The organism is Curtobacterium sp. DN_7.5 (genome assembly GCF_022655355.1).
Classification (GTDB): Bacteria; Actinomycetota; Actinomycetes; order Actinomycetales; family Microbacteriaceae; genus Curtobacterium; species Curtobacterium luteum.
Window position 1 is genome coordinate 2,793,267 of sequence record NZ_CP093378.1, and the last position, 25,986, is coordinate 2,819,252.

The window sequence follows — 25,986 nt, forward strand, 5'->3', positions numbered from 1 at the left end:
TGCGCTAAACACTCTGCATCCAGAATGTCACCGCTGTTTCGCGGGCTCCTCCTCGCCCGTGAGGACGGAGAGCGGCTGGGTGATGTCCTCGAGCCCCTTCCGGGCGGAGTCCACCCCGAAGACCAAGGCGATCACGCCGCCGATGATCATCACCGCCGAGCCGAGCAGGTACCCCCAGAACAGCGGTTCACGCGACGAGCCGTCCCCGATGAACGCGCCGTAGATCGCCGGGGCGATCGCACCGAAGATCTGTGCCAGGGCGAAGAAGTAGGAGATCGCCTGCGACCGCAGCTCGAGCGGGAAGATCTCCGACACCGTCAGGTAGGCGCTCGACGCACCCGCCGACGCGAAGAAGAACGAGACGCACCAGAAGACGACCTGCACGGTGGCGCTGATGGCGTCGACGCGGAACAGGAACGCCGACGTCGCGAGCACGAGCCCCGACACGAGGTACGTCAGGAAGATCATCTGCCGACGGCCCCACGTGTCGAAGAACCGACCGAGGATGAGCGGTCCGAGCAGGTTGCCGATCGCGAACGGGAAGAAGTAGACCGACGTCTGCGAGGTCTTCAGCCCGAAGAAGTTCGTGAGCACGAGCGCGTAGCTGAAGAAGATCGCGTTGTAGAGGAACGCCTGCGTGATCATCATCGTCGCGCCGACGAGCGTGCGCTTCGGGTACTGCTTGAACAGCACCTTGACGATGGTGCGGAAGCGCACGTTGTCCAACGGCGTCACCGTCATGGCCTTCGACGGGTCGACGTCCGGCAGCCGCTCACCGGTCGAGCGCTCCACGGACGCCTCGATCTCCGAGACCGTCCGCTCGGCTTCCTCCTCCTTGCCGTGGGTCATCATCCAGCGAGGACTCTCCGGGATGTGCCGCCGCAGGAAGATGATCGCGATGCCGAGCACCGGCCCGAGGAAGAACCCGATGCGCCACCCGATGTTCTCCGCGAAGATCGACGGGTCGAGCAGGTAGATGTTGGCGAACGCGCCCAGGGCCGCGCCGCCCCAGTACGTGCCGTTGATCGCGATGTCGACGTGCCCGCGGTACTTCGACGGGATGAGCTCGTCGATCGCGGAGTTGATCGCCGCGTACTCGCCGCCGATGCCGAGACCGGCGACGAACCGGAACGCCGCGAGGAACCAGAAGTCCTGCGCGAGACCGGCGATGCCCGACCCGATGAGGTAGATCGCGAGCGTCAGGATGAACAGCTTCCGGCGCCCGAGCTTGTCGGACAGACGGCCGAAGACGATCGCGCCGACCACCTGCCCCACGAGGTAGATCGTCCCCAGGTTGAGGACCGCCTGCGCTGTCAGGTCGAGGTCCTTCTGGAACCCCGCGTTCGAGACGATCTGGATCTCGAGGCCGTCGAGGACCCACGAGACACCGAGGCCCACGACGACGCTCCAGTGGAACCTGGTCCACGGCAGCCGGTCCATCCGGGCCGGTACGAGACTCTTGACTGTGCTGCTCACGGATGGAGAACCTACGCCGGGAACGCGCAGGTGGTTCGCAGGTGCGGTCCGAGCGGTTCCGACGCGGAGCCGGATCCCCCTACTCGAACCCGGCTCCGGTGTCGAAGTAACAATCATCGCAAGTGCGATGGCAACCCACAAGCGGACTGGAGGCTCGGTGCGGCGCCGCCACGCGCCTCTCCCCACCGGCACGGCCGGTCCGCCGCTGGCGCGTCGCCCCGGAACCGGCGGCGTGGGCCCAGACCGTCCCTCGTCACCTCGTCCGTCCACTGGTGTGTGTCGGAGGCGAGGCGTACCGTCGGCGACGTGACCCGACCTGACATCCGTACGGTCGGCGAGCTCCGCGCTTCTGGTCACGTCCAGAAGTCGGTCCGCGCCGAGATCCGCGACAACCTCCTCCAGGCCCTCCGCGAGGGCCGCGACCCGTGGCCCGGCCTGCACGGCTTCGAGACCACCGTGATCCCGCAGCTCGAACGCGCCCTCATCGCCGGGCACGACGTCGTCCTGCTCGGCGAGCGCGGCCAGGGCAAGACCCGACTGCTCCGCACCCTGCAGGGGTTGCTCGACGAGTGGACGCCCGTCATCGCCGGCTCCGAGCTCGGTGAGCACCCGTTCGAACCGATCACGACCGCCAGCGTCCAGCGGGCGGCCGACCTCGGCGACGCGATGCCGATCGAGTGGCGGCACCGCGACGACCGCTACGTCGAGAAGCTCGCGACGCCCGACACGAGCGTCGCGGACCTCATCGGCGACGTCGACCCGATGAAGGTCGCGGAGGGCCGCAGCCTCGGCGACCCCGAGACGATCCACTTCGGCCTGGTCCCGCGCGGACACCGGGGCATCGTCGCGATCAACGAGCTCCCGGACCTCGCCGAGCGCATCCAGGTCGCCATGCTCAACGTGATGGAAGAGCGGGACGTGCAGATCCGCGGCTACGTGCTGCGACTGCCGCTCGACGTCCTCGTCGTGGCGAGTGCGAACCCGGAGGACTACACGAACCGCGGCCGGATCATCACCCCGTTGAAGGACCGCTTCGGCGCCGAGATCCGCACCCACTACCCGATCCAGCTGGCTGACGAGATCGCCGTCATCAAGCAGGAGGCCGCACTCACCGCGGACGTGCCCGACGCCCTCGTCGAGATCCTCGCCCGGTTCACGCGGGCGCTCCGGCAGTCGAGCGCCGTCGACCAGCGCAGCGGTGTGAGCGCCCGCTTCGCGATCGCCGGCGCCGAGACGGTGTCCGCTGCGGCCGTGCACCGCGCAGCCCGCCAGGGCGAGGAGCACGCCGTCGCCCGGCCGATCGACCTCGAGACCGCCGTCGACGTCCTCGGCGGCAAGATCGAGTTCGAGAACGGCGAAGAAGACCGTGCGGACGAGGTGCTCGAGCACCTGCTCCGCACGGCGACCGCCGAGACCGTCCGGGAGCGCTTCCGCGGCATCGACTTCGGCGTCCTGGTCGAGGCGCTCGACGGCGGCACGATGGTCACGACGGGCGAGCAGGTCAGCGCCCGCGACTTCCTCGCGGGCCTGCCCCCGATCGGTGAGTCGGACGTGTACGACCAGGTGTGCGAGCGCCTCGGGGCGAACGACGACGGCGAACGGGCCGGGGCGATCGAGCTCGCCCTCGAGGGCCTGTTCCTCGCGCGCAAGATCAGCAAGGAGTCCGGAGGGGGCGAGGCCGTCTATGGCTAGCCGCCAGAACCGGCGCCTCACCCGCGACGCCCGCTACGGAAGGTACGAGGGCGGGCCGGACCCCCTCGCGCCCCCGGTCGACCTGTCCGAGGCGCTCGACGCCATCGGCGAGGACGTCATGGGCGGCACGTCGCCCGAGCGCGCGCTGCGGGAGTTCCTCCGCCGGGGCGGGCGGACGCAGCGCGGGCTCGACGACCTCATGCGCCGCGTGGCCGAGCGCCGGCGCGACCTCACGAGCCGGAACAACCTCGACGGGACGCTGCAGCAGGTCAAGCAGCTCCTCGACGAGGCGGTGCTCGCCGAGCGGGGCGAACTCGCGCGGAACATCGACCTCGAAGACGGTGACCGCGCACTCGCCGAGATGCAGCTCGACAGCCTGCCGCCGTCCCCCGCGGCCGCGGTGCAGGAGCTCGGCGGCTACGACTGGAAGAGCCCTACCGCCCGGCAGAAGTACGAGGAGATCAAGGACCTGCTCGGTCGTGAGGTCCTCGACCAGCGCTTCGCCGGCATGAAGCAGGCGCTCGAGAACGCCACCGACGAGGACCGCGCCGCCGTCTCGGAGATGATGCGCGACCTCAACGAGCTGCTCGAGGCCCACCGCGCGGGGACGGACACGCCGGAGCAGTTCGACGACTTCATGGCGAAGCACGGGCAGTACTTCCCGTCGGACCCGAAGGACGTCGACGAACTGCTCGACGACCTCGCTGCACGTGCGGCCGCGGCCCAGCGCATGCGCAACTCGATGACCCAGGAGCAGCGGGACGAGCTCGACGCGCTCGCCCAGCAGGCGTTCGGATCGCCGGACCTGATGGGCCAGCTCGGGCAGCTCGACGGCAACCTCCGCGCACTCCGTCCCGGCGAGGACTGGGGCGGATCGGAACGGATGGACGGCGACCAGGGGCTCGGTCTCGGCGACGGGACCGGGGTGTTCCAAGACATCGCGGATCTCGACGCCCTGGCGGAGCAGCTCGCCCAGACCGGACCGGGTTCGGACCTCGACGACCTCGACCTCGACGCGCTGTCCCGGCAGCTCGGTGACGAGGCCGCGGTGGACGCCCGGACCCTGCAGCAGCTCGAGAAGGCGCTCCGGAACTCGGGCACCGTCCGCCGCGGATCGGACGGGCAGCTCCAGCTCACCCCGAAGGCGATGCGGCAGCTCGGGAAGAGCCTGCTCAAGGACGTCGCCGAGCGGATGTCCGGCCGTCAGGGCGCGCGCGACCTCCGTCGGTCCGGCGCCTCGGGCGAGCCGTCCGGTGCGACCCGGGCGTGGGAGTACGGCGACACCGAGCCGTGGGACGTCACCCGGTCGATCACGAACGCCCTCACCCGCACCGCGGCCGAGGGTCGGACCGGCCCCGGCGTCCGGCTCACGATCGACGACGTCGAGGTGCAGGAGACCGAGGCCCGGACGCAGGCCTGCGTGGCGCTCCTCGTCGACACCTCGTTCTCCATGGCGATGGAGGACCGCTGGGTCCCGATGAAGCGCACCGCCCTCGCCCTGCACACCCTCGTGTCGACCCGGTTCCGCGGCGACGACCTGCAGATGATCGCGTTCGGCCGCGAGGCCGAGGTCATGGACATCGAACACCTCGTCGGACTCGACGCGATGTGGGACAAGGGCACGAACCTGCACCACGCGCTCCTGCTCGCGAACCGGCACTTCCGGAAGCACCCGACAGCGCAACCGGTGCTGCTCATCGTCACGGACGGCGAGCCGACCTCGCACCTCGAACCGAACGGGCAGGTCTGGTTCAACTACCCGCCCGACCCGATCACGATCGCGCTGTCCGTCCGGGAGCTCGAGAACGCCGGTCGACTGGGCGCGCAGACCACGTTCTTCCGTCTCGGCGACGACCCGGGACTGGCGCGGTTCATCGATGCGATGGCGAAGCGCGTCGACGGCACGGTCGTGGCACCGGAGAACGACGACCTCGGCGTGGCCGTGGTCGGCTCCTACCTCGGTTCGCGCCGAGGCGGTGGCGCGTTCAGCGGCGGCCTCTTCGGGGGCTCCGGGCGCGACGACTGGTCGTTCTGAGCCGGCGGGTGACGGCCTGGAGGAACGTGGCGGGCCCGCCACGTGCCTCCAGGCCGTCACCCGGTCGCGCCGAGTCTCGGCGGGGGCGGGCCGAGACTCGGCGTGGGCGACATCGCTCGCGGCCCCGCACGCGAGTCATGTCGCTCACGCCGAGACTCGCGCTGGCGGCGGCAGCGCGCGACGCCGCGCCGCGGCGCGGTCGCGTCAGAACAGCGGCCAGGGCACGGCGGGGCCGTGTCCCGGTGGGGGCGGGAAGATGCCGACAGCGCGGAGGGCTGCGCACCGTGCGCGGAGCGTGTCGATCTCCGAGACGGTGAGGTGTTCCTCGAGCGCCTGCCCCAGGTCGCCCCGGAGCGCCTCGGTGACCCGGTCGATGCCCTCCAGCTCGTCCGCGCTGAGCGGCTCGCCGATCCACCCCCACAGCACCGTGCGGAGCTTGTGCTCGACGTGGAAGGTCAGCCCGTGGTCGACGCCGTACCGGTGCCCGTCGGGCATCGCGAGCACGTGCCCGCCCTTGCGGTCGGCGTTGTTCACGACGACGTCGAAGACCGCCATCCGCCGGAGTTGCTCGGAGTCCTCGTGCACGAGCGTCACGGGCTGCTCGTGCTCGTCGATCGCCTCGAGCACCGGCAGCCAGGTCGAGTCGGGGGCCTCGGCATCCGCCGGGGGTACGAGGTCGACGGCGTCCTGTGCGGGGTCGATCTCCTGCCAGCGCTGCAGCATGCCCGGCCCGAACGGCCCGTCGCCGAGCCAGGTCGGCGGCACGATCCCCCAGCCGAACGCCTCGGACACGAGGTGCGCGGCGACCTCCCGCCCGGCGAGGGTGCCGTCGGGGAAGTCCCACAGCGGGCGCTCGCCCTCGATCGGCTTGTAGACCACGGGCGTGCCGTCGAAGTCGGCGAGGAAGGTCGCGTTCGACGCCTCGCGGATCCGCGCCCGGATCGAGACCTCGCTCATGCCACCCCGGGCGGGCGTCCGGCCGCGACGACCTCGCGGGTGCGTTCGACGAAGGCCCGGGCGGTCCCGACGGGGATCTTCACCTGGAACAGCTCCGCGGGCTCGGGGATCTCGACGACCGCTTCGAGTTCGCCGTCCTCGCCCCGCTCCTCGGCGACGATCTCGACCTCGTCCTCGATCGGGTAGGCCTCGATGACGACCTGCGCGGTCGCGGGGTCGAAGCCGAGGCTGAGGGCGCCGGCACGGAACTCCGGCTCGACGGGCTGGTCGAGCGGGTCGGCGTCGAAGAGCTCCTTCGGCGCGGTGTCCGGCACGCTGAAGCGGTTGTCGTCGACCGTGGCGACCTCGTCGAGCAGCTCGTCGACCTTCTCGGCGAGCACCGCCGACTGTTCCTTCTCGAGGGCGACGCTCGTGACGCGCTTGCCGTCCCGCGCCTGCAGGTAGAACGCGCGCTCGCCTGGGCGTCCGATCGTGCCGACGACGATGCGGTCCGGCCAGTCGAAGCCGTGGACGATGGTGGGCATACCGCGATTGTAGGAGCGCCGGGCTCCGACCGTTCAGGGTCGCGCGGTGTTCGGCCGATCGTCCGTCGACGCGTGTCCGGCGCCCCCGCCGACCGCGGCGTCGCCGCTCGGTGCGGGAGCTGCGGCGAGCCACGACAGGTCCCCCGACTCGGTGTTCGTCGCCACGACCTCGGGTCGGTGCTCGCCGTAACGGACGATCGACACCGAGGCCGGGCCGACCGCGATCCGTTGGAACAGGTCGAGGTGCATGCCGAACGCGTCGGCGAGCACGGACTTCACGATGTCGCCGTGGCTCACCGCGACCCACACCGCGCCGGGCCCGTGCTGCCGCTCGACCTCGGCGTCGAGCCGCCGCACGGCCGTCACCGCGCGGGACTGCATGGTCCGCATCGACTCGCCGCCCGGGAACACCACCGCGCTCGGGTTCGCCTGGACGGTGCGCCACAGCGGCTCCTTCGCCAGGTCGGCGAGCGCGCGGCCCTGCCACTCCCCGTAGTCGGCCTCGGTGATCGCGCGCTCGACGACGGTCTCCGGGACGGACCCGTGCGCGGCGCGCTGGGCGTCGGCGATCGCTCGGGACGTCTGACGGCATCGTTCGAGCGGGCTCGTGACGAGGGCCGCGAGCGGGACCGCTGCGATGCGCTCGGCGGTCCGCTGGGCCTGCCGCCGCCCGACGTCGTCGAGCCGGACCCCGGCCGTGCGCCCGGCGAGCAGTCCGGTCGCGTTCGCGGTGGTGCGTCCGTGCCGGACGAGGAGGACGGTCGCCATGCCCCGATCCTAGGCTGCGTGCACGGCGGCGTCGGCGGCCTCCGGGACGAGCTGCCCGTCGAGCACCGTGACGAGCCGGTCGAGCGTGTGCCGGTGCACGAGGTCGTGCGTGACGAGCAGGGTCGCGGTCCCGCGCTCGTGCGTCAGCTGCGCGATGAGGTCCATGACGGCCCCGCCCCGTTCCTGGTCGAGTGCGCTCGTCGGCTCGTCGACCAGCAGCACGTCCGGCTCGTTGACGAGTGCCCGGGCGATCGCGACCCGCTGCCGCTGTCCGCCGGACAGCTGCGCCGGACGCTTGTCTGCGTGCTCCGACAGTCCGACGGCGTCGAGCAGATCGAAGACCCGGCCCCGGTCGACCCGGCGCCGACCCCCGCCGAGGTGGCCCATCACGAGCAGCTGCTCGGTGGCGGTGAGCGAGGGCAGGAGGTTCGACTGCTGGAACACGATGCCGATCCGATCCCGTCGGAGTTCGGCGGCCTCGCGGCGGGACAGGCGGGCGGCGTCCACCCCCGAGCCGTCGGCCCCGCTGACGAGCACCCGCCCGGAGTCCGGCCGGATGAGCGTGGCGGCGACCGCCAGCAGCGAGGACTTGCCCGAGCCGGACGGCCCGGTGATGCCCGTCACCACGCCTGCGGGTGCGGTGAGGGACACGTGGTCGACGGCGGTGACGCGGCGGTCGCCGTCGGGGAAGGTCAGGGTGACGTCGTCGAGGGTGATCATCGGTTGCTCCCGAGTGCGGTGAGGGGGTCGGCTGCGGTGACGGTGCGGAGGGCGACGGCAGCACCGGCGAGACCGAGGAGCGCCATCACCACCCCGGGGACGAGCGTGGTGAGCGGGCTGAGGAGGAAGGGCAGGGCGCCGCCGGCGAGCGTCCCGAGCCCGACGACGACGGCTGTGCCGACCCCGATGCCGACGACGAGCACGACGAGCGCCTGCCCGAGGGCGTCGCGGACGAGTGACCGCGTGCTCGCACCGAGGGCCTTGAGCACGGCGACGTCCCCGGAGCGCTGCATCGTCCACACCGTGAAGAACGCACCGACGACGAGTGCGGAGACCCCGAACAGCATCGCGATCATGAGCCCGAGCGACCCGACCTCCGACTTGAAGGTCTCGAGTGCGGTCAGCGAGGCCAGCGGCGTCGCTGCTGAGGTGTGGGTCCGGGCGGAGACGGCCGCCCAGTCGGGGTGACCGCTGACGGCGAGCAGGGTGGGGTCGCCGTCCCCGCCGAGGCGCCGATCGGCCGCGGACCACGCGTCCGGCGTCATCGCGACGACGGGGGTGTGGCTGTACCAGGCATCGCCGCCGACGATCGCGACCCGGAAGGTCGTCCCCGCGATCGTGACGCGGTCGCCGGCACGGACACCGAGGTCGTGCGCGGCCCCGGCGGACAGACCGACCTCGTCGACCGAGCGGGGTGCGAGCGCTGCGACACCGTCACGACCCGCGGACGCCGGCAGGCCGAAGAGCGCGACGCCCACGGCGGTGCCGTCCCCGGCCGACCCGGCGGCGGAACCGGCCGATCCGGCACCGGAACCGGACGTCGCGCCGGCCGCGGCCCGCGCGGCACGACCCTGGACGATGCCCACCGGCACCACCTCGTCGACGCCGGCCGACGCTCGCCACCCGACCAGGGCCTCCCGGCCGATGCGCGACTCCGAGAACGACGGCTGTCCGTCGGACGGTTGCTGCAGGACGAGCCGGTCGCCCGGCAGGGCGAGCACGGCGGAGACGTTCTGCGCTGCGAGTCCGCCGGTGAGTCCGGCGAGGAACCCGACGAGCAGGGTGATGAGCGCCACGACGGAGCCGATGAGCACGAAGCGTCCGCGGGCGAACCGGAGATCGCGCCAGGCGACGAACACGGTGGTCCTTCCTGCGGTCACGGACCGTCCGCGACCACGCCGTCCAGCCTCACCGGGCCCACGCGGTCCGTCATCAGCGGTCGGGTCGGTCCTGCGCTCCACCTTTCGGTTGATCCGTCGGGACAACGGCGTCCGTAGGCTGACGGACACATGGTCCACAGCACGCTCACCCCGGTCTTCGTCGGTCTCCGCACCGGCCTGCACGTGCTGTTCGCCACACTGCTCGCGCTCGTCGTCGTGCGGGTCGCGGTCGTCGGCGGCCCCTGGGCCCTGCCGTCGCTCGTGCTCGCGGCGGCGTTCGGCGCGGTGTACCTGCTCGGCGCTCGCATCGCCCGTGCCGCCGAGGGTCGCCGGTCGCGCGCCGGAGTGCTCTGGCTGGTCGGGCTGACGGTGCTGTGGACGGCGCTCCTCGTCCTCGTGCCGGAAGCCGCCTACCTCGTCTTCCCGTTGTTCTTCCTCTACCTGCACGTCCTCCCGCGCGTGGTGGGACCCGTCGCCGTCGTCGTGGCCACCGCCGTGGCGATCTCGGCGATCGGGGTGCACGGCGGCTTCACCGTCGGTGGCGTGGTCGGACCGGTCGTCGGAGCGGGTGTCGCCCTCCTCATCGGGCTCGGCTACCGTGCGCTCGCCCGCGAGGCCGCGGAACGCGAGGAGCTGGTCGCCGAGCTGCTCGCCACCCGTGACCGACTCGCCGCGACCGAACGGGAGCAGGGCGTCCTCGCCGAGCGCGCACGGCTCGCCCGGGAGATCCACGACACCGTGGCGCAGGGCTTGTCGAGCATCCAGATGCTGCTGCACGCCGCGGAGCGTGCCGACGGGGACCGACCCGGCGCCGAGCACGTCCGGCTCGCGCGCGAGACCGCCGCCGACGGACTCGCCGACACTCGTCGCTTCATCCGCGAACTGGCGCCGCCCACCCTCGAAGCGGGCCTCCCTGCGGCACTGCGCCGGCTCGCCGCGACGCAGTGGTCCGCCGACGGCGTGACCGTCGCGGTCGACGCCCCGGAGACGGTCGCGCTCCCGATGGACCTGCAGACCGCGCTGCTCCGCATCGCCCAGGGCGCCGTCGCGAACGTGGTGCAGCATGCCGGGGCCGCCCGCGTCCGCCTCGTGCTGGCGGTCGACGGCCGGGAGGCACGACTCACGGTGACGGACGACGGGCGCGGCTTCGACGTGGTCGCCGTCGACGGCCGGGCCCGCTCGACCGACTCGTTCGGTCTCCGGGCGATGGCCGACCGTGTCGCGCAGTTCGGCGGACGCCTCGAGGTCGACTCCTCGCCCGGCTCCGGCACGACGGTCGTCGCCACGCTGGAGGTCCCGTGATCCACGTCGTCATCGCCGACGACCACCCCGTCGTCCGTGCCGGACTCCGTGCGCTGCTCGACGGCGAGGACGACATCGCAGTGCTCGCCGACGCGTCCACCCCGGACCAGGCGGTCGAGCTCGCCGCACGGCTCACGCCCGAGCTGGTGCTGATGGACCTGCAGTTCGGCGAGCGGACCACCGGCGCCGACGCCACGCGCCGCATCCGGGCGCTGGACGCCGCACCGTACGTCCTCGTCCTCACGAACTACGACACGGACGGCGACATCCTGGGCGCCGTCGAGGCCGGAGCGAGCGGCTACCTGCTGAAGGACGCGCCACCGGAGGAGCTCGTCGCAGCGGTCCGGGCGGCGGCGTCCGGCCAGAGTGCGCTGGCTCCGGCGATCGCCGGACGTCTGATGGCGCGGATGCGTGCGCCGCGGGTCGCGCTGTCCGCGCGGGAGATCGAGGTGCTCGCGCTCGTCGCCGAGGGTGCTCCGAACACCGAGGTCGCCTCCCGGCTGTTCATCTCCGACGCCACCGTGAAGTCGCACCTCGTGCACGTGTTCTCGAAGCTCGGGGTGTCCTCGCGGACCGCCGCCGTCCGCGAGGCGCTGCGGCTGGGGATCCTGCGGCGCGGCGCTTGACCCGCCGACCGCGGCACGGTCTGATGGGGTGATGCGGGCCCGACACCGTGCTGCCCTGTTCGCCACGTCGACGATGACGGGGTTCGGGATCGCCTCCTGGATCACCCGGACGCCGGCCGTCCGCGACGAGCTCGGTGCCAGCATCGAGACGATGGGTCTCGTCCTGCTCGGGCTCTCCGTCGGGTCGATGATCGGCATCCTCGGCGCCGGCGCCCTCGTCCGGAGGATCGGCACCCGTCCGCTCGTGCTCGTCGGCGCAGCGCTGCCGGTCGTCGGCATGCTGCTGGTCGCACTCCTGGCGCCCGCGCACCTCACGGCCGGGGTGTGGGTGGGTCTCTGGTGCATCGGCTTCGGCTGCGGCGCGGCGGAGATCGGACTCAACGTGGAGGCCGCCGCCGTCGAACGGCGGCTCGGTCGCCCGGTCGTGCCGGTCCTGCACGCCTGCTTCAGCCTGGGCACCGTGGTCGGTGGTGCGGCGGGCATCGGGCTGACGGCCCTGCGCACACCGGTCACGGCGCACCTGCTCACCGCGACCGTGGTGATGGCGGGTCTGGCGGTCTACGCCGCGGCCAACCTCCGTCCCGAGCACCGCGTCGACCCGGCGGACACCGTCGGCACGGCTGCGCCGGCCCCGCGCCTCCGCTCGGTCCTGACGGTGCAGGTCCTGCTCATCGGCGTCATCACGCTCGCGATGGCGTTCGCCGAGGGGGCCGCGTCCGACTGGCTGCCGCTCCTCATCACGACCGGGCACGACGCCCCCGAGGTCACGGGGTCGCTCGTCTTCACCGGCTTCGCCCTGGCGATGCTCGTCGGCCGCAGCGCGGGGACACCGCTCGTGGCACGGTTCGGCCGTGCACCGGTGATCCGAGCGTGCGCGGTCATCGGGACCCTGGGTGTCCTGCTGGTCGTGACGGCGGCGACACCGGTCGTGACCGCGGTGGGTGCCGCGGTCTGGGGTCTCGGGATCGCGCTCGGGTTCCCGCTGGCCATCTCCGCCGCCGGCGACCACCCGACGGACGGGGACCGCCGGGTCTCCGTCGTCGCGACGGCCGGGTACGTGGCGTTCCTCGCGGGTCCGCCGTTGCTCGGGTTCCTCGGCGAGCACCTCGGGCTGCAGGCGGCGATGCTCGTCCCGGCCGGGCTGCTCGTGGTCTCCGCGTGCATCGCGTCCGCGACCAGGACTGCGCGATCCGGACAACGTTCGAGGCTCCCCGGATGACGCGCCAGGATGAGACGGTGCTCGTCTCCATCCTCTACATGAGCCGCGCGAACGTCCCCTTCGAGGACGGCGACATGCAGGAGCTCCTGACGGCGGCGCGGCTGCGCAACACCGCCCTCGGCGTCTCCGGGCTCCTGGTCGCGAAGGGCGGCCGGTTCATGCAGCTGCTCGAAGGACCTGCGTGGAGCGTCGACGACCGCTTCGCCGCGATCTCCCGTGATGCCCGGCACGGTGACGTGAAGTCGCTCGTCCGCGAGGACATCGACCGCCGACGCTTCGACGGCTGGGCGATGGCGTACCGCGCGCTCGAGGACGCCGACGTCGAGCAGCAGGAGGGGTTCAGCCCGTTCCTCACCAGCGACCTCGACTTCCCGCCCGAGTTCGACCGGACGAGCTCCGCCTGGCTGCTGAAGTGGTTCCGTTCGCGGGAACTCACCGACTCCTGACCGTCGCCGGCGGTCCGAGCGTCACCCACTCCTCGTCACGTCGGTACCCGAGCGCGGCGCAGGCGGCGATGATCGCCGGGTTGTCGTCCGAGCCTCCGGTCCGGAATCGGACGACGGCGTCGTCCTCGAGCAGGGCCAGCACGGACGCGGCCTTCACGGCCTGGCCGACGCCCGCGCCACGGTGCGTCCCGTCGACCACGGTGAACGCGGTCTCGACGGTGTCGCCCTCGACGTCGACGAACGTCATCCCGACGAGCTCCCCGTCCGGCGTCAGCGCGCCGAACGCCCGCCGAGCCGCCGTGGGTGTGGCCGAGGATCGGGTCAGGGCGGTGTGCTGCGTGGCGACGCTCCCCGGGTAGTCGTGCACGGTGGCGGCGTCGAGCCGGAGGACGGCGTCGAGGTCGGCCGTGCCGAGTTCGCGGACCACGACCGGCGCGATCCGGTCGACGAGCGCAGTGAGCCGCGGCCGGTCGACGTGTGCGGCGTCGAGCTGCGCCGCCCATGACCGCGCGGTGATCCGCCACCCGGCGTCGAGACGTGCGGCGACCTCCGCGTGGTCGGCCGGCAGGACGGTGGTCTCCCCCATGCACCGAGCCTAGGCGCCGACGGGCTGGTCGCCGAAGAGCTCCGCGACGACGCCGAGCAGCCGCTCGCGGTGACGCGGGGCCGCGATGCCGGCGATCACGATCCGCCACATCGCCGCGACCGCCGGGAAGAGGTCCTGGCGGCCGGTCCGCACGGCGGACACGAGCTGCACCCCCGTGAACATCGGCACGACGGTCGCACCGAGTTCCTCCGCGGACAGGTCCGTCCGCAGTTCACCGGCCGCGATCGCGAGGCGGAACAGGTCGCTGATCCCGCCGATCCACTGCTCGTAGAAGGCCGCCGTCGCCGCACCGAACTCGCCGCGTTCGAGGGAGAGCCGGATGCCCGCGCTCACGACGGGGTCGGTGAGGAGCATCCCGGCGATGCCCCTCGACGCCGCGACGAGCGCCACGGTGGGCGACGAGTCGACGTGGCTCACGACGTCGAAGGTCCTGACGTTCTGCTCGTCGATGACGCCGAGCGCGAGGGACACCTTCGTGGGGAAGTGGAAGTGCAGCGTCCCCTGCGGGACACCCGCCTCGCGGGCGACCGCCGCGATGGTCGTGGCGGCGTAGCCGACGCGCTCGAACTCGCGGGCGGCGGCCTCCAGGATCAGTGCGCGGCGTTCCACGCCTCCAGTGTGCCGGTCTGGAGGCGCGGGTCGGGCCCGACCCGCGCCTCCAGTCCGAGGGGTGCTCACCTCAGCGTGTCAGCCGTGCAGGCTGTCGGTCCGCTCCGGCGGCGTCTCCGGCTCGAGCCACACCTTCACCACGGGACCGGAGTGCGGGCTCGTCGACCGCGGGACCTCGACCTCGAGGGCCTCCACGGTCTGCGTCCAGGCGGCCTCGCCGTCGACGCCGAGCACCTGCACGCTCCTGATGGGACGGGTGAGCAGGCCGGCACCGCTGCCGAAGGACCGGATCCGGGCCGTCCCGTCCGCGGGGTCGGCGAGGAGGACCGCATGGACGTACTCGCCGGTGACGTCGGTGCGGCGGGTGAAGCGGACGTCCTCGGCGACGTACACCGGCAGGTCCGCGTCGACGAACGATCCCGCCTGCACACGGGTCGGCCCCTCGCCCGACACGGTCCAGGGGCGCGTGCCGTAGATCGCCTCCCCGTTCACGACGAGCCAGCGCCCGATGTCCTCGAGCAGCTGCTGCTCCGGCTCGGGGATGGTGCCGTCCGGCTTCGGGCCGACGTTGAGCAGGAGCACCCCGTTCTTCGCGACGACGTCGACGAGTTCCGCCACGAGGTCCCGCGCGGTCTTGTAGTCGTGCCCCTCCACCCAGCACCACGCGGTCTTCGACACCGCGGTGTCGTTCTGCCAGACGAACGGCGGGGTGGCGCCCATCGCGCCGCGCTCGATGTCGTAGACCGCCGAGCCCTCGGCGAACGCCTGCCACTTGTAGTTGATGACGACTTCGCGGCCCCACTCGGCGGCGCGGTCGTAGTAGTACGCGGCGAGGGTCCGGAGCCACGGCTCGAACGCGGGCTGCTCGATCCACCAGTCGAACCACAGCACCTGCGGCCGGTACTTGTCGATCACCTCGACCGTGCGGAGCAGCCAGTCCTCCAGGTGCCGTTCGTTCGGCGCGGTCTCCTCCCGTTGCGCCGGGCCGTAGAAGTCGATGAACCGTGGATCGAGCACGTCCGAGTCGAACCGGGTCCCCCCGTTCATGAAGAACCAGTGCTCGGCCCGGTGCGAAGACGCACCCCGGACCATGAACGCGTCGTCGACCGCGCCGAGGAGGTCACCGAACACGTCGCGCTCCGGTCCCATCCGGGCCGCGCTCCACCGGGAGCGGTCCGTGTCGTACATCGCGAACCCGTCGTGGTGCTCGGCGACCGGCACCACGAACTGCGCCCCGGCGCGACGGAAGAGGGCCGCCCAGGCGTGCGGGTCGAACCGCTCCATGGTGAAGGACGGGATGAAGTCCTTGTACCCGAACCCGGACTGCGGTCCGTACGTCGCCACGTGGTGCTCGAACTCGGGCGTGCCCTCCCGGTACATGTCGCGCGAGTACCACTCGTTCCGGAACGCCGGCACGGAGTAGACGCCCCAGTGCAGGAAGACGCCGAACTTCGCGTCCTGGTACCAGCGCGGCGGCGTGTACCGCTGCAACGACTCCCAGGTCGCGTCGTACGGCCCCGCGGCGATCACCGCCCGGACCGCCGCCAGCGCCTCCGAGTTGTCGTGGACGTCGACCGGTTCCGGCAGGGTCTCCGGGTCGATGCGGGGCAGGTCGTGCGGTGCGGTCATCACTCCTCCTCGAGTTGCACGAAACGTTACGCTCCCGCCAGCCGGAGCGCTAGCCTGTGTCGTGACGGTCGACCCGAAACGTTCCGTCTTCTGTTCGGCTCGTCGTGCTCCGGGTCGTCCGACCCGTCGCCCCGCTCCCGAGAGGACCACCCATGGACACCGCGACCACACGCACCCTGCGGACCGGCGCGACGATCCCCGTGATCGGCCTCGGGACCTTCGGTTCCGACCGGTACGGGCCGGAGGAGGTCGCGGCCGCCGTGCGCGGCGGATTGGAGGCCGGGTACCGGCTCGTCGACTGCGCAGCGGTCTACGGCAACGAGGCCGCGGTGGGCAGGGCGATCGCGGCGAGCGGTGTCCCGCGCGACGACCTCTTCGTCATGTCGAAGGTCTGGAACGACGCGCACGACCCGGACGCTGCCGTCGCTTCGGTCCGTCGTTCACTCCGGGACCTCGGCACCGACCACCTCGACGCGGTGTTCGTGCACTGGCCGTTCCCGAACCACCACGCGCCGCACGCCTCGGTCGAGGACCGCGACCGGACGGCGCGCCCGTACGACCACGCCGCCTACACGGCACTGTGGCGTGCGCTCGAGGGGCTCGTCGACGAGGGGGTCGTGCGGCACCTCGGGACCTCGAACACCACCGTCCCGAAGCTCCGGCTGCTGCTCCGGGACGCCCGCGTGCTGCCGTCCCTCAACGAGATGGAGCTGCACCCGACGTTCCAGCAACCCGAGCTGTTCGGGTTCTGCGTGGACAACGACATCCAGCCCGTCGGCTACTCGCCGCTCGGATCGCCGTCCCGCCCCGAGCGCGACCGCACCGAGGACGACCCGGTGGACGTGGAGCACCCGACCGTCCTCCGGATCGCCGAGGCCCACGGCGTGCACCCGGCCGTGGTCTGCCTGCAGTGGGCCGTCGCCCGCGGGCAGGTCCCGATCCCGTTCTCGGTCAAGCCGGAGCAGTACCGGGCGAACCTCGAGGGTGCACTCGCCGACCCGCTGACTCCCGACGAGCTCCGGGCGATGGCGGCGGTCGACCGAGGAGCACGGCTCATCAAGGGACAGGTGTTCCTGTGGCCCGGCGCCACGAGCTGGCACGACCTGTGGGACGAGGACGGCACGATCCCGGGCGGCCTCGCGTGACGGCGACCTACAAGGACCTGCAGCGCGAGACCGGGCTGTCGCTCGCGACGATCTCGAAGTTCTACAACGGCGGGACGGTCCGGGCGGAGAACGCCCGCGCCATCGAGCGTGCGGCGACGGCCCTCGGCTTCCTCCCGAACGCGTTCGCGCGGAGCCTGCGCTCCCGACGGTCCGGCACGATCGGGGTGCTCCTGCCCGCGCTCGACAACGACTTCCACCTGACGGTGATCGCCGGGGTCGAGAGCGCCCTCCGACCGACCGGCGGCAGCGTCATCGTGTCGTCGAGCCCGGACGCCGAGGCCGGAGCGGTCGACCTGCTGCGCAGCCGCATGGTCGACGGGATCATCGCCGTCCCCTCCCCGCACGACGTCGTCCCCCTCGCACGCGCCGCCGAGCACGTCCCCGTCGTGCAGATCGACTGGCGTGCGGACGGGCTCGACACCGACGGGGTCTTCCTCGACAACGAGCGCGCCGGGGCCCTCGCCGCGCAGCACCTGGTCGACCACGGGCACCGGCGGCTCGGTGTGGTCGGTGGCGATCCCGCGGTGTCGACCATGCGCGGCCGGGTGCAGGGCTTCCGTGCCGCCGCTGCCCGGGCCGGGGTCGACCCGGCACCGGAGGCCGTGCTCACCGGTCCGCTCACGGTGGAGCACGGGCAGGCGGCGATGCAGCGGCTGCTCGTGCTGCCGGAGCGTCCGACGGCGGTCTTCTGCGCGAACCACGAGCTCACCATCGGGGCGGTGATCGCCCTGAACGAATCCGGGCTGACCCTGGGTCGGGAGATGTCGGTCCTGGGGTTCGACGGCCGCGAGCTCGCGCAGGTGACGGTCCCGAAGCTCACCGTCATCGAACAGCCCACGCACGAACTCGCCGTACGGGCCGCCGACCGCATCCGGGAACGGCTCGCCGAGCGGACCGCCGGGGCCACTCCTCCGGCGCCGCCGGTCGACGTCGTGGTCGCACCGCGGCTCGTCGCCGGCGGGTCCGTCGCCCACCTCGGACCATCCACGACGACCCCGGAGCACTGATGCTGCGCTACACGCTGACCCACCGCCCGACCCTGAGTGCGCTGGCCTCGCTCGGCCACGGGTCGCGGGTGCTCCTCGCCGACGGGAACTACCCGTTCGCGACCGCGATGCACCCCCGGGCGGAGCTCGTGCACCTCAACTGGCGTCCGGGCGTGCTCGACGTCGACGAGGTCCTGACGACGCTCCTCGACGCCGTGCCCTTCGAGGCCGCGACCGTGATGACGGCGCCGCCGGACGCCCCGGTGACGGCGCACGACGGCTACCGGCGTATCCTCGGGCCGGACGTGCCGTTCGGGTCGCTCGACCGGTTCGCGTTCTACGACGCCGTCCGGGCGCCGGAGACCGGGCTCGTCATCGCCACGGGCGACCAGCGGTCACACGCGAACCTGCTGCTCGAGGTCGGCTTCGTCGCGACCGCCTGACCCCGTCGGCCGATCACGAGGCGCCGCCCATGTACGACGTCGCCGCTGTCGGACGACGACGGCACCGTCGCAGTCCCGCGTCCGCAACAGTCAGCGCCCGCAACGGACGACCCGGCCGCCGTCGTACGACGACGACGCTGTCGTCCGGCGGCGGCCGGAACTGAGCGTGCGAGCGCCCGGCGCACACCCGGCCGCGGCCCCGGTCAGGCGGCGTGCCTGCCCAGGGTGATCCGTTCCTCCCGGCCGGCGCCGAGGTCCCGACCACGGAACCACCGCAGCAGGAAGTCGGCGGAGGTCCCCGACAGCGACGCGGGCAGGCCCTCCCGGCGCTGCAGGAACCCGCTGAACCCGGGCTCGTCGAGGACGTCGGCGTCCGAGGGCGAACCGAACGCCATCGCCCAGCCGTCGAACCGCCGGGACTCGATCTGCTCCCGCGACAGCGACTGCACCTCGGTGTGGCGCGGGTCGCGCTCGATGGCCGCGTAACGGTCCTCGACGCTCCACGCCGGACCCTCCAGCACCTGGAGGAAGCGGCCGTCCTTCGCGAGGAGCAGTCCGGAGACGCCGAGGGCGTCGTTGCGGAGCCGGGCCTCGCGGAGCATGGCGACGAGGTCGTGGTCGGTGAGCTCGTCGACGGCGACGGACATGTACACGAGGGAGGTGAGGGAGGTCATCGGCGCCAGTGTCGTTCCGGTCCGGAACATCCGTCAACGTGGTCGTCCACGGACCGCACCGGGCCCGTGGACGAACGCGTGTTCCGGACGGTCCGGGTCCCGGGCGGTCCTGGTCGCGACCGGTGCGGGTCCCGTCCTTGCCCTTCCAGAGCTGCGTGAGGCCGGACTGGCAGTCGTCGTCCCGGAGGACGTCGCGATCGTCTCCTTCGACGGCGCCGCCGAGGCGGACTACACGAACCCCCAGCTCACGACCGTCCGGCAGCCGATCGAGGCGATGGCCCGCGCCGCCGTCGACCGCGTCCTCGGGATCGACGACACGGACGGCGGACACGGCGGCCTCATGCCGCCGGAGTTGGTCCTCGGCGCGAGCTGCGGCTGCAGCGTGCGTCGCTGACGCACGCGCGCGACGGCCGGGAGGCCCGTGGCGGGCCCGCCACGGGCCTCCCGGCCGTCATCTGGTCACGCTGTGCCGAGGCGGTCGGCCCACCCGGGGTGGACGCCGCGGCGCACCCTCCGGGTCAGACGCCCCGGACGGCGAGCCGGTCGAGCGGGACCGGCCGCCCGGTCGCAGCGACCACGGCTGCCGGCACGACCACCTCGTCCGTCTCGCGGTCCACGATCGCGAGGTCCGACGGCCGCGCGGACGGGTGGTGCCGGTCCGCCCACGCACCCAGTGCGAGCAGGACCGGGGCGAGGTCGCGGCCGGCGTCGGTGAGGACGTACTCCTCCCGCGACCGCCCCCCGTCGGGCTTGTAGGAGACCCGCTCGAGCACGCCGCCCTCGACCAGGGAGCCCAGGCGCGCGGTGAGGACCTCGCGCGGGATGCCGAGTCGCTCCCGGAAGTCACTGAACCGCGTCACGCCGAGCATCGCGTCGCGGACCAGCATGAGGGACCACTTCTCGCCGAGGACGTCGAGGGACCGCGCGATGGGGCAGCGCTCGTCGCCGCCGAGGATGCCGAGCATGGCCCCACCCTACCTGGGTTCGGAATACGGATGCACCGTGCTAGGTTCGGTACCCGTACTCAGCCACCTTCGTCAGGAGCACCCATGACCGCCATCACCGACGCCGTCGTCCTCGTCACCGGAGCCAACGGAGGACTCGGCACCGAGTTCGTCCGCCAGGCCCTCGCCCGCGGCGCCGCCAAGGTCTACGCCACCGCGCGCACCCCGCGCAGCTGGGACGACGAGCGCGTCGTGCCGCTCGCGCTCGACGTGACCGACCAGGCAAGCGTCGACGCGGCGGTGCAGGCCGCCGGCGACACCACGATCGTCGTCAACAACGCCGGCATCGGCGGCGCTGCACCCCTCGTCGAGACGAGCGTCGAGGACGTCGAGCACGTCTTCGCCACGAACGTGTTCGGCGCCCTGCGGGTCGCGAAGTCGTTCGCCCCGACGCTCGGCGGGAACGGGGGCGGTGCACTCGTGGACGTCCACTCCGTGCTGAGCTGGCTCGCGATCGCGGGCGGGTACTCGGCATCGAAGGCCGCGTTCTGGTCGATCACGAACTCCCTCCGCCTCGAACTCGCGCCGCAGGGCACCCAGGTCGTCGGCGCGCACCTCGGGTACACGGACACGGGCATGACCGCCGACCTCGACGTCGACAAGGCCGACCCGGCGGACATCGTCGCCACGATCTGGGACGCCGTCGAGGCCGGCGAGCACGAGGTCCTCGCCGACGAGGTCAGCCGGAACGTCCGGGCCGGGCTCGGTGCACCGCTGCAGGCGCTCTACCCGGCGCTCGCGCAGGGCTGACGGGCCGCGGGGCCTGGCGGACCCCCGGCCAGGCTCGGTCCGGTGGCACCTCCCGCGCGACGAAGCACGTGTCGTTCGACGCGTGCTCCGTCGCGATCGACGTGCATCCCGCCCGCGCACTGCCACACCAGGGACGCTCTACATCTTGTAGAGTCTTCCTCCGTGCGGCACGAGGTCGCGCCCGACACCGGAGAGCCCCGATGCCGCACGCCCCCGCAGCCACGCACACGCCCGCGCCAGCACCGCCACGGCCACCCGCCAGCGCGGGCTGGTTCCCCCAACTCCTGCTGCGCCTGCACTTCCTCGCCGGACTGTTCGTCGGCCCGTTCATCCTCGTGGCGGCCCTCAGCGGTGCCGTGTACGCCGTGGCCCCGTCGATCGAGCGCGTGGTGTACGCCCACGAGCTCACCGCGCCGGAGTCCGCGACCACACTCCCCCTCGCCGACCAGGTGTCCGCCGCCGAGCAGTACGTCGAGCGCCACCACCCGGGCGACACGGTCACCGAGGTCCGCCCGGCCCCGGCGAGCGGTACGACCACCCGCGTGATGTTCACCGAGGAGGGCCTCGCCGAGTCCACGACCCGCGCGGTCTTCGTCGACCCGGGCACCGCCGAGGTCCGCGGCGACCTGCCGGTGTACGGCACGTCCGGCTCCCTGCCGTTCCGCACCTGGGTGAGCACGGTGCACCGCAGCCTGCTGCTCGGCGACGTCGGCCGGCTCTACAGCGAGACGGCGGCGTCGTGGCTCGGCATCGTGTCCCTCGCCGGCATCGCGCTGTGGGCGACCCGGATCCGTCGAGCTCGTCGCAAGCGCGAGCTCGTCGTGCCGGACAACCGCGCGCGCGGGTACCGGCGGACGTTCTCGTGGCACGCCGCGACCGGCGTCTGGGTGCTCCTCGGCGCGCTCTTCCTCTCGGCCACGGGCATCACGTGGTCGCACTTCGCGGGCGACAACGTGACCGCGGTCCGGTCGGCACTGAGCTGGCAGGCGCCGGCGGTCGACACGGCCCTCGGCAGCGAGCCGACCGCGAACGGCGCAACGAGCGGGGAGCACGCCGGCCACCACGGCGGCGCCACCCCGACGGCTGCCGCGGCCGAGGTGACGCCGGACCAGTTCGACACCGTCCTCGCGGCTGCCCGTGGTGCGGACATCGACGCCGCCGAGCTCCGGATCCACGTCCCGACCGCCGCCGACCAGGCATGGCGCGTCGAGGAGAGCAAGCAGACCTGGCCCGTGGCGATGGACGCCGTCGCCGTCGACCCGCGCGATGCCCACGTCGTCTCGACCGTGCGCTGGGACGACTACCCGGTCATGGCGAAGGCCGCGAAGCTCGGCGTCAACACGCACATGGGCGTGCTGTTCGGGCTGCCGAACCAGATCGTGCTCGTGCTCGCCGCGCTCGGCATCGCCGCGATGGTCGTCTTCGGGTACGTGATGTGGTGGCAGCGACGCCCCACCGGCGCTCGCGTCGGCCGGGCTCCCGCCGCGGGTGCGCTCGCGCGGACACCGGGCTGGGGACTGGTCACGGTCGGCCTGGTCGCGGCCACGATCGGGGTCCTGCTCCCGACGGTCGGTGTCACCCTGCTCGGGTTCCTGCTCGTCGATGCAGTGGTCGTCACGGTGGGGGCGGCCCGCCGACGCTGAGCGTGCGAGACTCGATCAGTGCACCACCCACCGATCGCGGTCGTCATCGCCGCCATGAGCGAGGAGGTCTCCGCGTTCGCGGGACTCCTCGGCGGCACCCCCATCCTCGACGGTCCGGTCGGCGGCCACGACGAGCACCACCTGCTCGACGTCGGCGGCGCGACCGTCGCGGTCCGCCGCAGCGGGATCGGGTTCACGAACGCCACCGCGGCGGTCGCGCACGCGTTCCACGACTTCGGCTCCGGCATCCCGGTGATCAGCGTCGGCACCGCCGGCGGCCTCATGCACGGGGTCGCGATCGGCGACGTCGTGGTCGGCGACCGCTACGTGAACCTCAACGCCGACGCGACGGCCTTCGGCTACGCGCTCGGCCAGGTGCCCGGGATGCCGACGGGCTACGAGCCGGACCAGCGGCTGGTCGACCTCGCGCTCGCCGCCGGCACCGGCTCCCCGATGCGCGCCGCGACGATCGGGTCGAGCGAGATCTTCGTGACGGAGGGTCGCGCACGCCTGCTCCGCGACGCCTTCCCGACGGTCGCCGCGGTCGACATGGAGTCGGCGGCGATCGCGCAGTTCGCGCACGTGCACGACATGCCGTTCGTGTCGATCCGTTGCATCAGCGACCTCTGCGCCCCCGACGGGGACGAGTTCAAGGAGCACCTCGACGACGCGGCGGCGCGTGCCGCGCGCGTGGTCCACGACGTGGTGACGGGACTCGCCGGCTGACGTCGTGCCGTGGTCGCGACCACGGAACGGCCTGGAGGCGCGGTGCCCGCTGGCACCGCGCCTCCCGTCCGTCCCTCGGTGAGGACTACGCCGCTGCGGACGCCGTGATCGCGTCGCGCAGGGCGGACGCCGCAGCGGCGACGTCGTCGGCGCTGTAGATCGCACTGCCGGCCACGGCGACCCGCGCGCCCGATGCCTGGACGGCGGCGATCGTGTCGGTGGTGATGCCACCCGCGACGGAGAAGTCGACGCCCGAGGCCTCGCCGTCGCGCAGGAGCGTCTCGAAGGTGAAGCCCTCCTCGGCCTGCTCGTCGAGGCCCGCGTGCATCTCGACGAACTCGGCGCCGAGCGCCGTGACCTCCTTCGCGCGGGCTGCCTTGTCCGGCACGCCGATGAGGTCGACGACGATCCCCTTGCCGTGCTGCTTCGCGGCCTTGACGGCACCCGCGATCGTGCTGTCGCCGGCGACGCCGAGGACGGTGACGAGGTCGGCTCCGGCCTGGAAGGCGATGTCGGCCTCGAGCTCCCCGGCGTCCATCGTCTTGAGGTCGGCGAAGACGATCTTGTCGGGGTGGGCGTCCTTGACCGCGGTGATCGCGGAGAGGCCGGCGCTCTTGATGAGCGGGGTGCCGAGCTCGATGACGTCGACGTACGGCGCGGCCTTGCCGGCGAGTTCGAGGGCGTGCTCGGTGGTCAGGGTGTCCATGGCGAACTGGAGCTGCATGGTGGTGTCCTTCCGGTGGTGGGTCATTCGAGGTTGGCGTGGCGGGGCCACAGGTCGTCGGCGGAGTGCCCGCTGCGCTGCCAGAGCGCGTGGAACAGGGCGTCCCCGAGCAGGGCGACGGCCTGCTCGAAGAGGCTCCCGGCGTACTGCGCGGACGCGGTGCCGGAGCGGTCGGTCTTCGTCGCAGCAGGGACCACGAGCGTGGTGTCGGCTGCCGTCGACAGCGGCGAGTCGGCCGTCGTGCTCACGGCCAGGACCCGGGCGCCGACCTCCGCAGCGGTCTCGGCCGCGCGGACGATCCCGCCCGTCGTGCCGGAGCCGCTCGCGACGAGGAGCACGTCGCCCTCGCGGATGGCGGGGGTCGTCACCTCGCCGACCACGTGGACGTCGAGCCCGAGGTGCATGAGGCGCATCGCGGTCATCCGGAGCGCGAGGCCCGAGCGTCCGGCACCGTGCACGAAGACGCGGTCGGCGTCGGTCAGCAGCGTCAGTGCACGCTCGAACGGTGCCGGGTCGGCCGCGCGGACGGCGGCGACGAGGTCCTGCAGTTCGCTCCCGATCGTGCCGAGGGCGTCCGCGACGGTGGTGGTGGGCATGGCTCCGATGCTGCCGTGGTGTCGGTCGACGCGGTGCCGCCCGGGCGCACGGTCGTCCCGTCCGATCGGGTGGGACGGTCCGTCCGGGTGGGACGGGTAGGTTCGGTGCGTGGGATCGAGGTCACCGGGTGCACCGGCCGCTCCGGCGTCCAGCCGGACAGCGGCCGCACCGGCGTCCAGCCGCACGGCCGCCGCCGAGCACGCGCGGACGGTGGCCGAGACGGCGGACCGCCACGCCCTCACGCTCGAGTCCGTCCTCGCTGCCCTCCGCTCCGGCCGGCTCTCCGACGCCGCCGCCCGCGCCGAGGCCGTCGAGATCGCCTCGGCTGCACTCGTCGAGCTGCGCACGTCGAGCGACCGGCAGCGGAGCACGCTCCTCGAGCCCGTGACCGGCGCGTTCTCCCGTCTCCGAGCCGACCTCCGGCCGCTCGTCCGCTTCGGCGACCTCGACGTGCAGTTCGTCGAGCCGCCCGCCACCGGCCGTGCCCTGCCCGGGGACGTCGCTCACAGCGCCCGCGCGATCGTCCGCACCGCGGTCCTCGCGCTCGTGGACGACGGCGCCGCCCACCGAGTCCGCATCCAGTGGGACTGCGACGGACGGAACCTGCTCATGCAGCTCCGCGACGACGGCGCCGGGACCCTCGACGTGCACGACGACGCCGTCCGGCCCATCGCCGAGCGGGTCGTCGCCCTGGACGGCACCCTCGCGGTCGACTCGACGCCCGGGTGGGGATCGACGCTCGACATCGCGCTGCCGCTCGACCCCTCCCCCGCGACGCTCGACGTGCCTGACGACGCGGACCTCACCGAGCGGGAGCGCGACGTGCTGCGGCTCGTGGCGACCGGCGTCGGGAACCGGGAGATCGCGGACGGACTCGGCATCAGTGTCAACACGGTCAAGTACCACGTGGCGAACCTGCTCCGGAAGCACGGGGCCCGGACGCGGGCGGAGCTCGCGGCGTTCAGCGTGCGGGGCTGACCGGGCTCGCTCGGGCGGGTTCGTGAGCGCCCTCTCATGCACTTCACGCACGAGGCCCGGTGTCCGCGGCCGTTCGGCGGGCATCGTGGTTCGATCACATCGGGCACGAGCGGTGTCCGTCCGAGCACGATGATCGAGAGGCCACGAGATGCCGTCGAGGTCGACCGGGGCGCTCCGTCGCCGTCTCGCGGGGTGGGCGTTCGTCGTCGTCGGGTGCGCGGTGGTGTTCCTCGCCGAGGCGGTGGGCCGCGCGGTCACACTGGGCGAGATCGTCGTGACCGAACCGGTCGAGACGGCTGCGCCGGCGGAGGTGTCGGCGGACTAGCCGCGACCCCGGTGGCGGAGGGTGTGGGATTCGAACCCACGAGACATCACTGCCCACCTGTTTTCAAGACAGGCTCCATCGGCCGCTCGGACAACCCTCCAGTGACGCGACCACGTGGCGAGACGTGACCGCGTCCCGGGAAGTCTAGCGGGCCTCCCGGCTGGCGACCGATGGTGCGAGGTTCCACGCACGGTGGGACG

General features: G+C 72.6%; 28 protein-coding genes and 1 tRNA gene. 15 read left to right on the forward strand and 14 right to left on the reverse strand.

Features of this window, described 5'->3' with window-relative positions; genetic code table 11:
* Window positions 1-27 precede the first annotated feature (27 nt).
* On the reverse strand, window positions 28-1,476 hold the full coding sequence (locus MON03_RS12895) for an MFS transporter (RefSeq protein ID WP_022902368.1): 1,449 nt from the start codon (window positions 1,474-1,476) through the stop codon (window positions 28-30).
* A 306-nt stretch (window positions 1,477-1,782) separates the two neighbouring features.
* On the opposite strand from MON03_RS12895, the gene MON03_RS12900 reads away from it, so the two are divergent.
* The gene (locus tag MON03_RS12900) at window positions 1,783-3,168 is read left to right on the forward strand and encodes a MoxR family ATPase (protein WP_031272378.1); all 1,386 of its coding nucleotides are present in this window, start codon (window positions 1,783-1,785) and stop codon (window positions 3,166-3,168) included.
* A complete protein-coding gene (locus MON03_RS12905; RefSeq protein WP_242088786.1) occupies window positions 3,161-5,203 on the forward strand; it encodes a vWA domain-containing protein in 2,043 nt (680 codons plus the stop codon). Before MON03_RS12900 ends, MON03_RS12905 begins: the two co-directional genes overlap by 8 nt.
* 204 nt (window positions 5,204-5,407) lie before the next feature.
* On the opposite strand, the gene MON03_RS12910 is transcribed toward MON03_RS12905, so the two are convergent.
* From MON03_RS12910 to MON03_RS12930, 5 genes are read right to left on the reverse strand one after another with little or no spacing between them, the layout of a single operon-like run.
* The gene (locus tag MON03_RS12910) at window positions 5,408-6,160 is read right to left on the reverse strand and encodes an SCO1664 family protein (protein ID WP_242088788.1); all 753 of its coding nucleotides are present in this window, start codon (window positions 6,158-6,160) and stop codon (window positions 5,408-5,410) included.
* Window positions 6,157-6,684 (reverse strand): DUF3090 domain-containing protein, encoded by a 528-nt coding sequence (locus MON03_RS12915; RefSeq protein WP_242088790.1) that lies wholly within the window; start codon window positions 6,682-6,684, stop codon window positions 6,157-6,159. Before MON03_RS12915 ends, MON03_RS12910 begins: the two co-directional genes overlap by 4 nt.
* A 33-nt stretch (window positions 6,685-6,717) precedes the next feature.
* Window positions 6,718-7,452 carry a histidine phosphatase family protein gene (locus MON03_RS12920; protein ID WP_022902373.1) on the reverse strand — a complete coding sequence of 245 codons (735 nt, stop codon included), beginning with the start codon at window positions 7,450-7,452 and terminating at the stop codon, window positions 6,718-6,720.
* Window positions 7,453-7,461: 9 nt separating this feature from the next.
* A complete protein-coding gene (locus MON03_RS12925) occupies window positions 7,462-8,172 on the reverse strand; it encodes an ABC transporter ATP-binding protein (RefSeq protein WP_242088792.1) in 711 nt (236 codons plus the stop codon).
* Window positions 8,169-9,311, reverse strand: a complete 1,143-nt coding sequence (locus MON03_RS12930; protein ID WP_242091470.1) for an ABC transporter permease — start codon at window positions 9,309-9,311, stop codon at window positions 8,169-8,171. Before MON03_RS12930 ends, MON03_RS12925 begins: the two co-directional genes overlap by 4 nt.
* Window positions 9,312-9,461: 150 nt before the next feature.
* On the opposite strand from MON03_RS12930, the gene MON03_RS12935 reads away from it, so the two are divergent.
* The 4 genes from MON03_RS12935 to MON03_RS12950 are packed head-to-tail and all read left to right on the forward strand — an operon-like array spanning window position 9,462 to window position 12,925.
* Window positions 9,462-10,634, forward strand: coding sequence for a sensor histidine kinase (locus MON03_RS12935; RefSeq protein WP_242088794.1), 1,173 nt, complete (start codon window positions 9,462-9,464; stop codon window positions 10,632-10,634).
* The gene (locus MON03_RS12940; RefSeq protein ID WP_242088796.1) at window positions 10,631-11,260 is read left to right on the forward strand and encodes a response regulator; all 630 of its coding nucleotides are present in this window, start codon (window positions 10,631-10,633) and stop codon (window positions 11,258-11,260) included. Before MON03_RS12935 ends, MON03_RS12940 begins: the two co-directional genes overlap by 4 nt.
* A gap of 28 nt (window positions 11,261-11,288) precedes the next feature.
* Window positions 11,289-12,479 carry an MFS transporter gene (locus MON03_RS17440; protein ID WP_350355054.1) on the forward strand — a complete coding sequence of 397 codons (1,191 nt, stop codon included), beginning with the start codon at window positions 11,289-11,291 and terminating at the stop codon, window positions 12,477-12,479.
* Window positions 12,476-12,925, forward strand: coding sequence for a BLUF domain-containing protein (locus MON03_RS12950; protein ID WP_022902388.1), 450 nt, complete (start codon window positions 12,476-12,478; stop codon window positions 12,923-12,925). The genes MON03_RS17440 and MON03_RS12950 overlap by 4 nt, the downstream gene beginning before the upstream one ends.
* On the opposite strand, the gene MON03_RS12955 is transcribed toward MON03_RS12950, so the two are convergent.
* From MON03_RS12955 to MON03_RS12965, 3 genes are all read right to left on the reverse strand, one after another.
* Entirely contained in the window at window positions 12,912-13,511 is a 600-nt protein-coding gene (locus MON03_RS12955; RefSeq protein ID WP_242088799.1) for a GNAT family N-acetyltransferase, read from the reverse strand. The genes MON03_RS12950 and MON03_RS12955 overlap by 14 nt on opposite strands.
* Window positions 13,512-13,520: 9 nt before the next feature.
* On the reverse strand, window positions 13,521-14,141 hold the full coding sequence (locus tag MON03_RS12960) for a ScbR family autoregulator-binding transcription factor (protein WP_242088801.1): 621 nt from the start codon (window positions 14,139-14,141) through the stop codon (window positions 13,521-13,523).
* A 78-nt stretch (window positions 14,142-14,219) separates the two neighbouring features.
* The gene (locus MON03_RS12965) at window positions 14,220-15,770 is read right to left on the reverse strand and encodes an alpha-L-fucosidase (RefSeq protein WP_242088803.1); all 1,551 of its coding nucleotides are present in this window, start codon (window positions 15,768-15,770) and stop codon (window positions 14,220-14,222) included.
* Between the two features lie 152 nt (window positions 15,771-15,922).
* Here MON03_RS12965 and MON03_RS12970 point away from each other — a divergent pair, with 152 nt between their 5' ends.
* Genes MON03_RS12970 through MON03_RS12980 form a run of 3 tightly spaced genes read left to right on the forward strand, consistent with a single transcriptional unit; the run spans window position 15,923 to window position 18,365 of the window.
* Window positions 15,923-16,915 carry an aldo/keto reductase gene (locus tag MON03_RS12970; RefSeq protein ID WP_242088805.1) on the forward strand — a complete coding sequence of 331 codons (993 nt, stop codon included), beginning with the start codon at window positions 15,923-15,925 and terminating at the stop codon, window positions 16,913-16,915.
* Complete coding sequence (locus MON03_RS12975) at window positions 16,912-17,943, forward strand: LacI family DNA-binding transcriptional regulator (protein WP_242088807.1); 1,032 nt, start codon at window positions 16,912-16,914, stop codon at window positions 17,941-17,943. The genes MON03_RS12970 and MON03_RS12975 overlap by 4 nt, the downstream gene beginning before the upstream one ends.
* The gene (locus tag MON03_RS12980; RefSeq protein WP_242088809.1) at window positions 17,943-18,365 is read left to right on the forward strand and encodes an RbsD/FucU domain-containing protein; all 423 of its coding nucleotides are present in this window, start codon (window positions 17,943-17,945) and stop codon (window positions 18,363-18,365) included. The genes MON03_RS12975 and MON03_RS12980 overlap by 1 nt, the downstream gene beginning before the upstream one ends.
* A gap of 203 nt (window positions 18,366-18,568) precedes the next feature.
* On the opposite strand, the gene MON03_RS12985 is transcribed toward MON03_RS12980, so the two are convergent.
* A complete protein-coding gene (locus tag MON03_RS12985) occupies window positions 18,569-19,039 on the reverse strand; it encodes a BLUF domain-containing protein (RefSeq protein WP_242088811.1) in 471 nt (156 codons plus the stop codon).
* Between MON03_RS12985 and MON03_RS12990 the strand changes: the two genes are divergently transcribed.
* Window positions 19,026-19,433 carry a substrate-binding domain-containing protein gene (locus MON03_RS12990; RefSeq protein ID WP_049976506.1) on the forward strand — a complete coding sequence of 136 codons (408 nt, stop codon included), beginning with the start codon at window positions 19,026-19,028 and terminating at the stop codon, window positions 19,431-19,433. The genes MON03_RS12985 and MON03_RS12990 overlap by 14 nt on opposite strands.
* 124 nt (window positions 19,434-19,557) lie before the next feature.
* Here MON03_RS12990 and MON03_RS12995 read toward each other — a convergent pair whose 3' ends face one another.
* Window positions 19,558-20,004 (reverse strand): winged helix-turn-helix transcriptional regulator, encoded by a 447-nt coding sequence (locus MON03_RS12995; RefSeq protein ID WP_242088813.1) that lies wholly within the window; start codon window positions 20,002-20,004, stop codon window positions 19,558-19,560.
* Between the two features lie 84 nt (window positions 20,005-20,088).
* On the opposite strand from MON03_RS12995, the gene MON03_RS13000 reads away from it, so the two are divergent.
* The 3 genes from MON03_RS13000 (at window position 20,089) to mtnN (ending at window position 23,162) form a co-directional block, all read left to right on the forward strand.
* Window positions 20,089-20,793: an SDR family oxidoreductase gene (locus MON03_RS13000; protein WP_242088817.1), complete on the forward strand. Its 705-nt coding sequence runs from the start codon at window positions 20,089-20,091 to the stop codon at window positions 20,791-20,793.
* Between the two features lie 200 nt (window positions 20,794-20,993).
* Entirely contained in the window at window positions 20,994-22,436 is a 1,443-nt protein-coding gene (locus tag MON03_RS13005) for a PepSY-associated TM helix domain-containing protein (RefSeq protein WP_242088819.1), read from the forward strand.
* 18 nt (window positions 22,437-22,454) lie between these two features.
* Complete coding sequence (gene mtnN / locus MON03_RS13010) at window positions 22,455-23,162, forward strand: 5'-methylthioadenosine/S-adenosylhomocysteine nucleosidase (RefSeq protein WP_242088821.1); 708 nt, start codon at window positions 22,455-22,457, stop codon at window positions 23,160-23,162.
* A gap of 85 nt (window positions 23,163-23,247) precedes the next feature.
* Here mtnN and hxlA read toward each other — a convergent pair whose 3' ends face one another.
* Entirely contained in the window at window positions 23,248-23,886 is a 639-nt protein-coding gene (gene hxlA / locus MON03_RS13015; RefSeq protein ID WP_031272415.1) for a 3-hexulose-6-phosphate synthase, read from the reverse strand.
* A 23-nt stretch (window positions 23,887-23,909) separates the two neighbouring features.
* A complete protein-coding gene (gene hxlB / locus MON03_RS13020) occupies window positions 23,910-24,482 on the reverse strand; it encodes a 6-phospho-3-hexuloisomerase (protein WP_022902398.1) in 573 nt (190 codons plus the stop codon).
* Between the two features lie 109 nt (window positions 24,483-24,591).
* Here hxlB and MON03_RS13025 point away from each other — a divergent pair, with 109 nt between their 5' ends.
* Both MON03_RS13025 and MON03_RS13030 read left to right on the forward strand, forming a co-directional pair.
* Window positions 24,592-25,461 (forward strand): helix-turn-helix transcriptional regulator, encoded by an 870-nt coding sequence (locus MON03_RS13025; RefSeq protein WP_175327254.1) that lies wholly within the window; start codon window positions 24,592-24,594, stop codon window positions 25,459-25,461.
* 148 nt (window positions 25,462-25,609) lie between these two features.
* The gene (locus MON03_RS13030) at window positions 25,610-25,786 is read left to right on the forward strand and encodes a hypothetical protein (RefSeq protein WP_242088823.1); all 177 of its coding nucleotides are present in this window, start codon (window positions 25,610-25,612) and stop codon (window positions 25,784-25,786) included.
* Between the two features lie 12 nt (window positions 25,787-25,798).
* Here MON03_RS13030 and MON03_RS13035 read toward each other — a convergent pair.
* A tRNA-Ser gene (locus MON03_RS13035) sits at window positions 25,799-25,886 on the reverse strand.
* Window positions 25,887-25,986 lie beyond the last annotated feature (100 nt).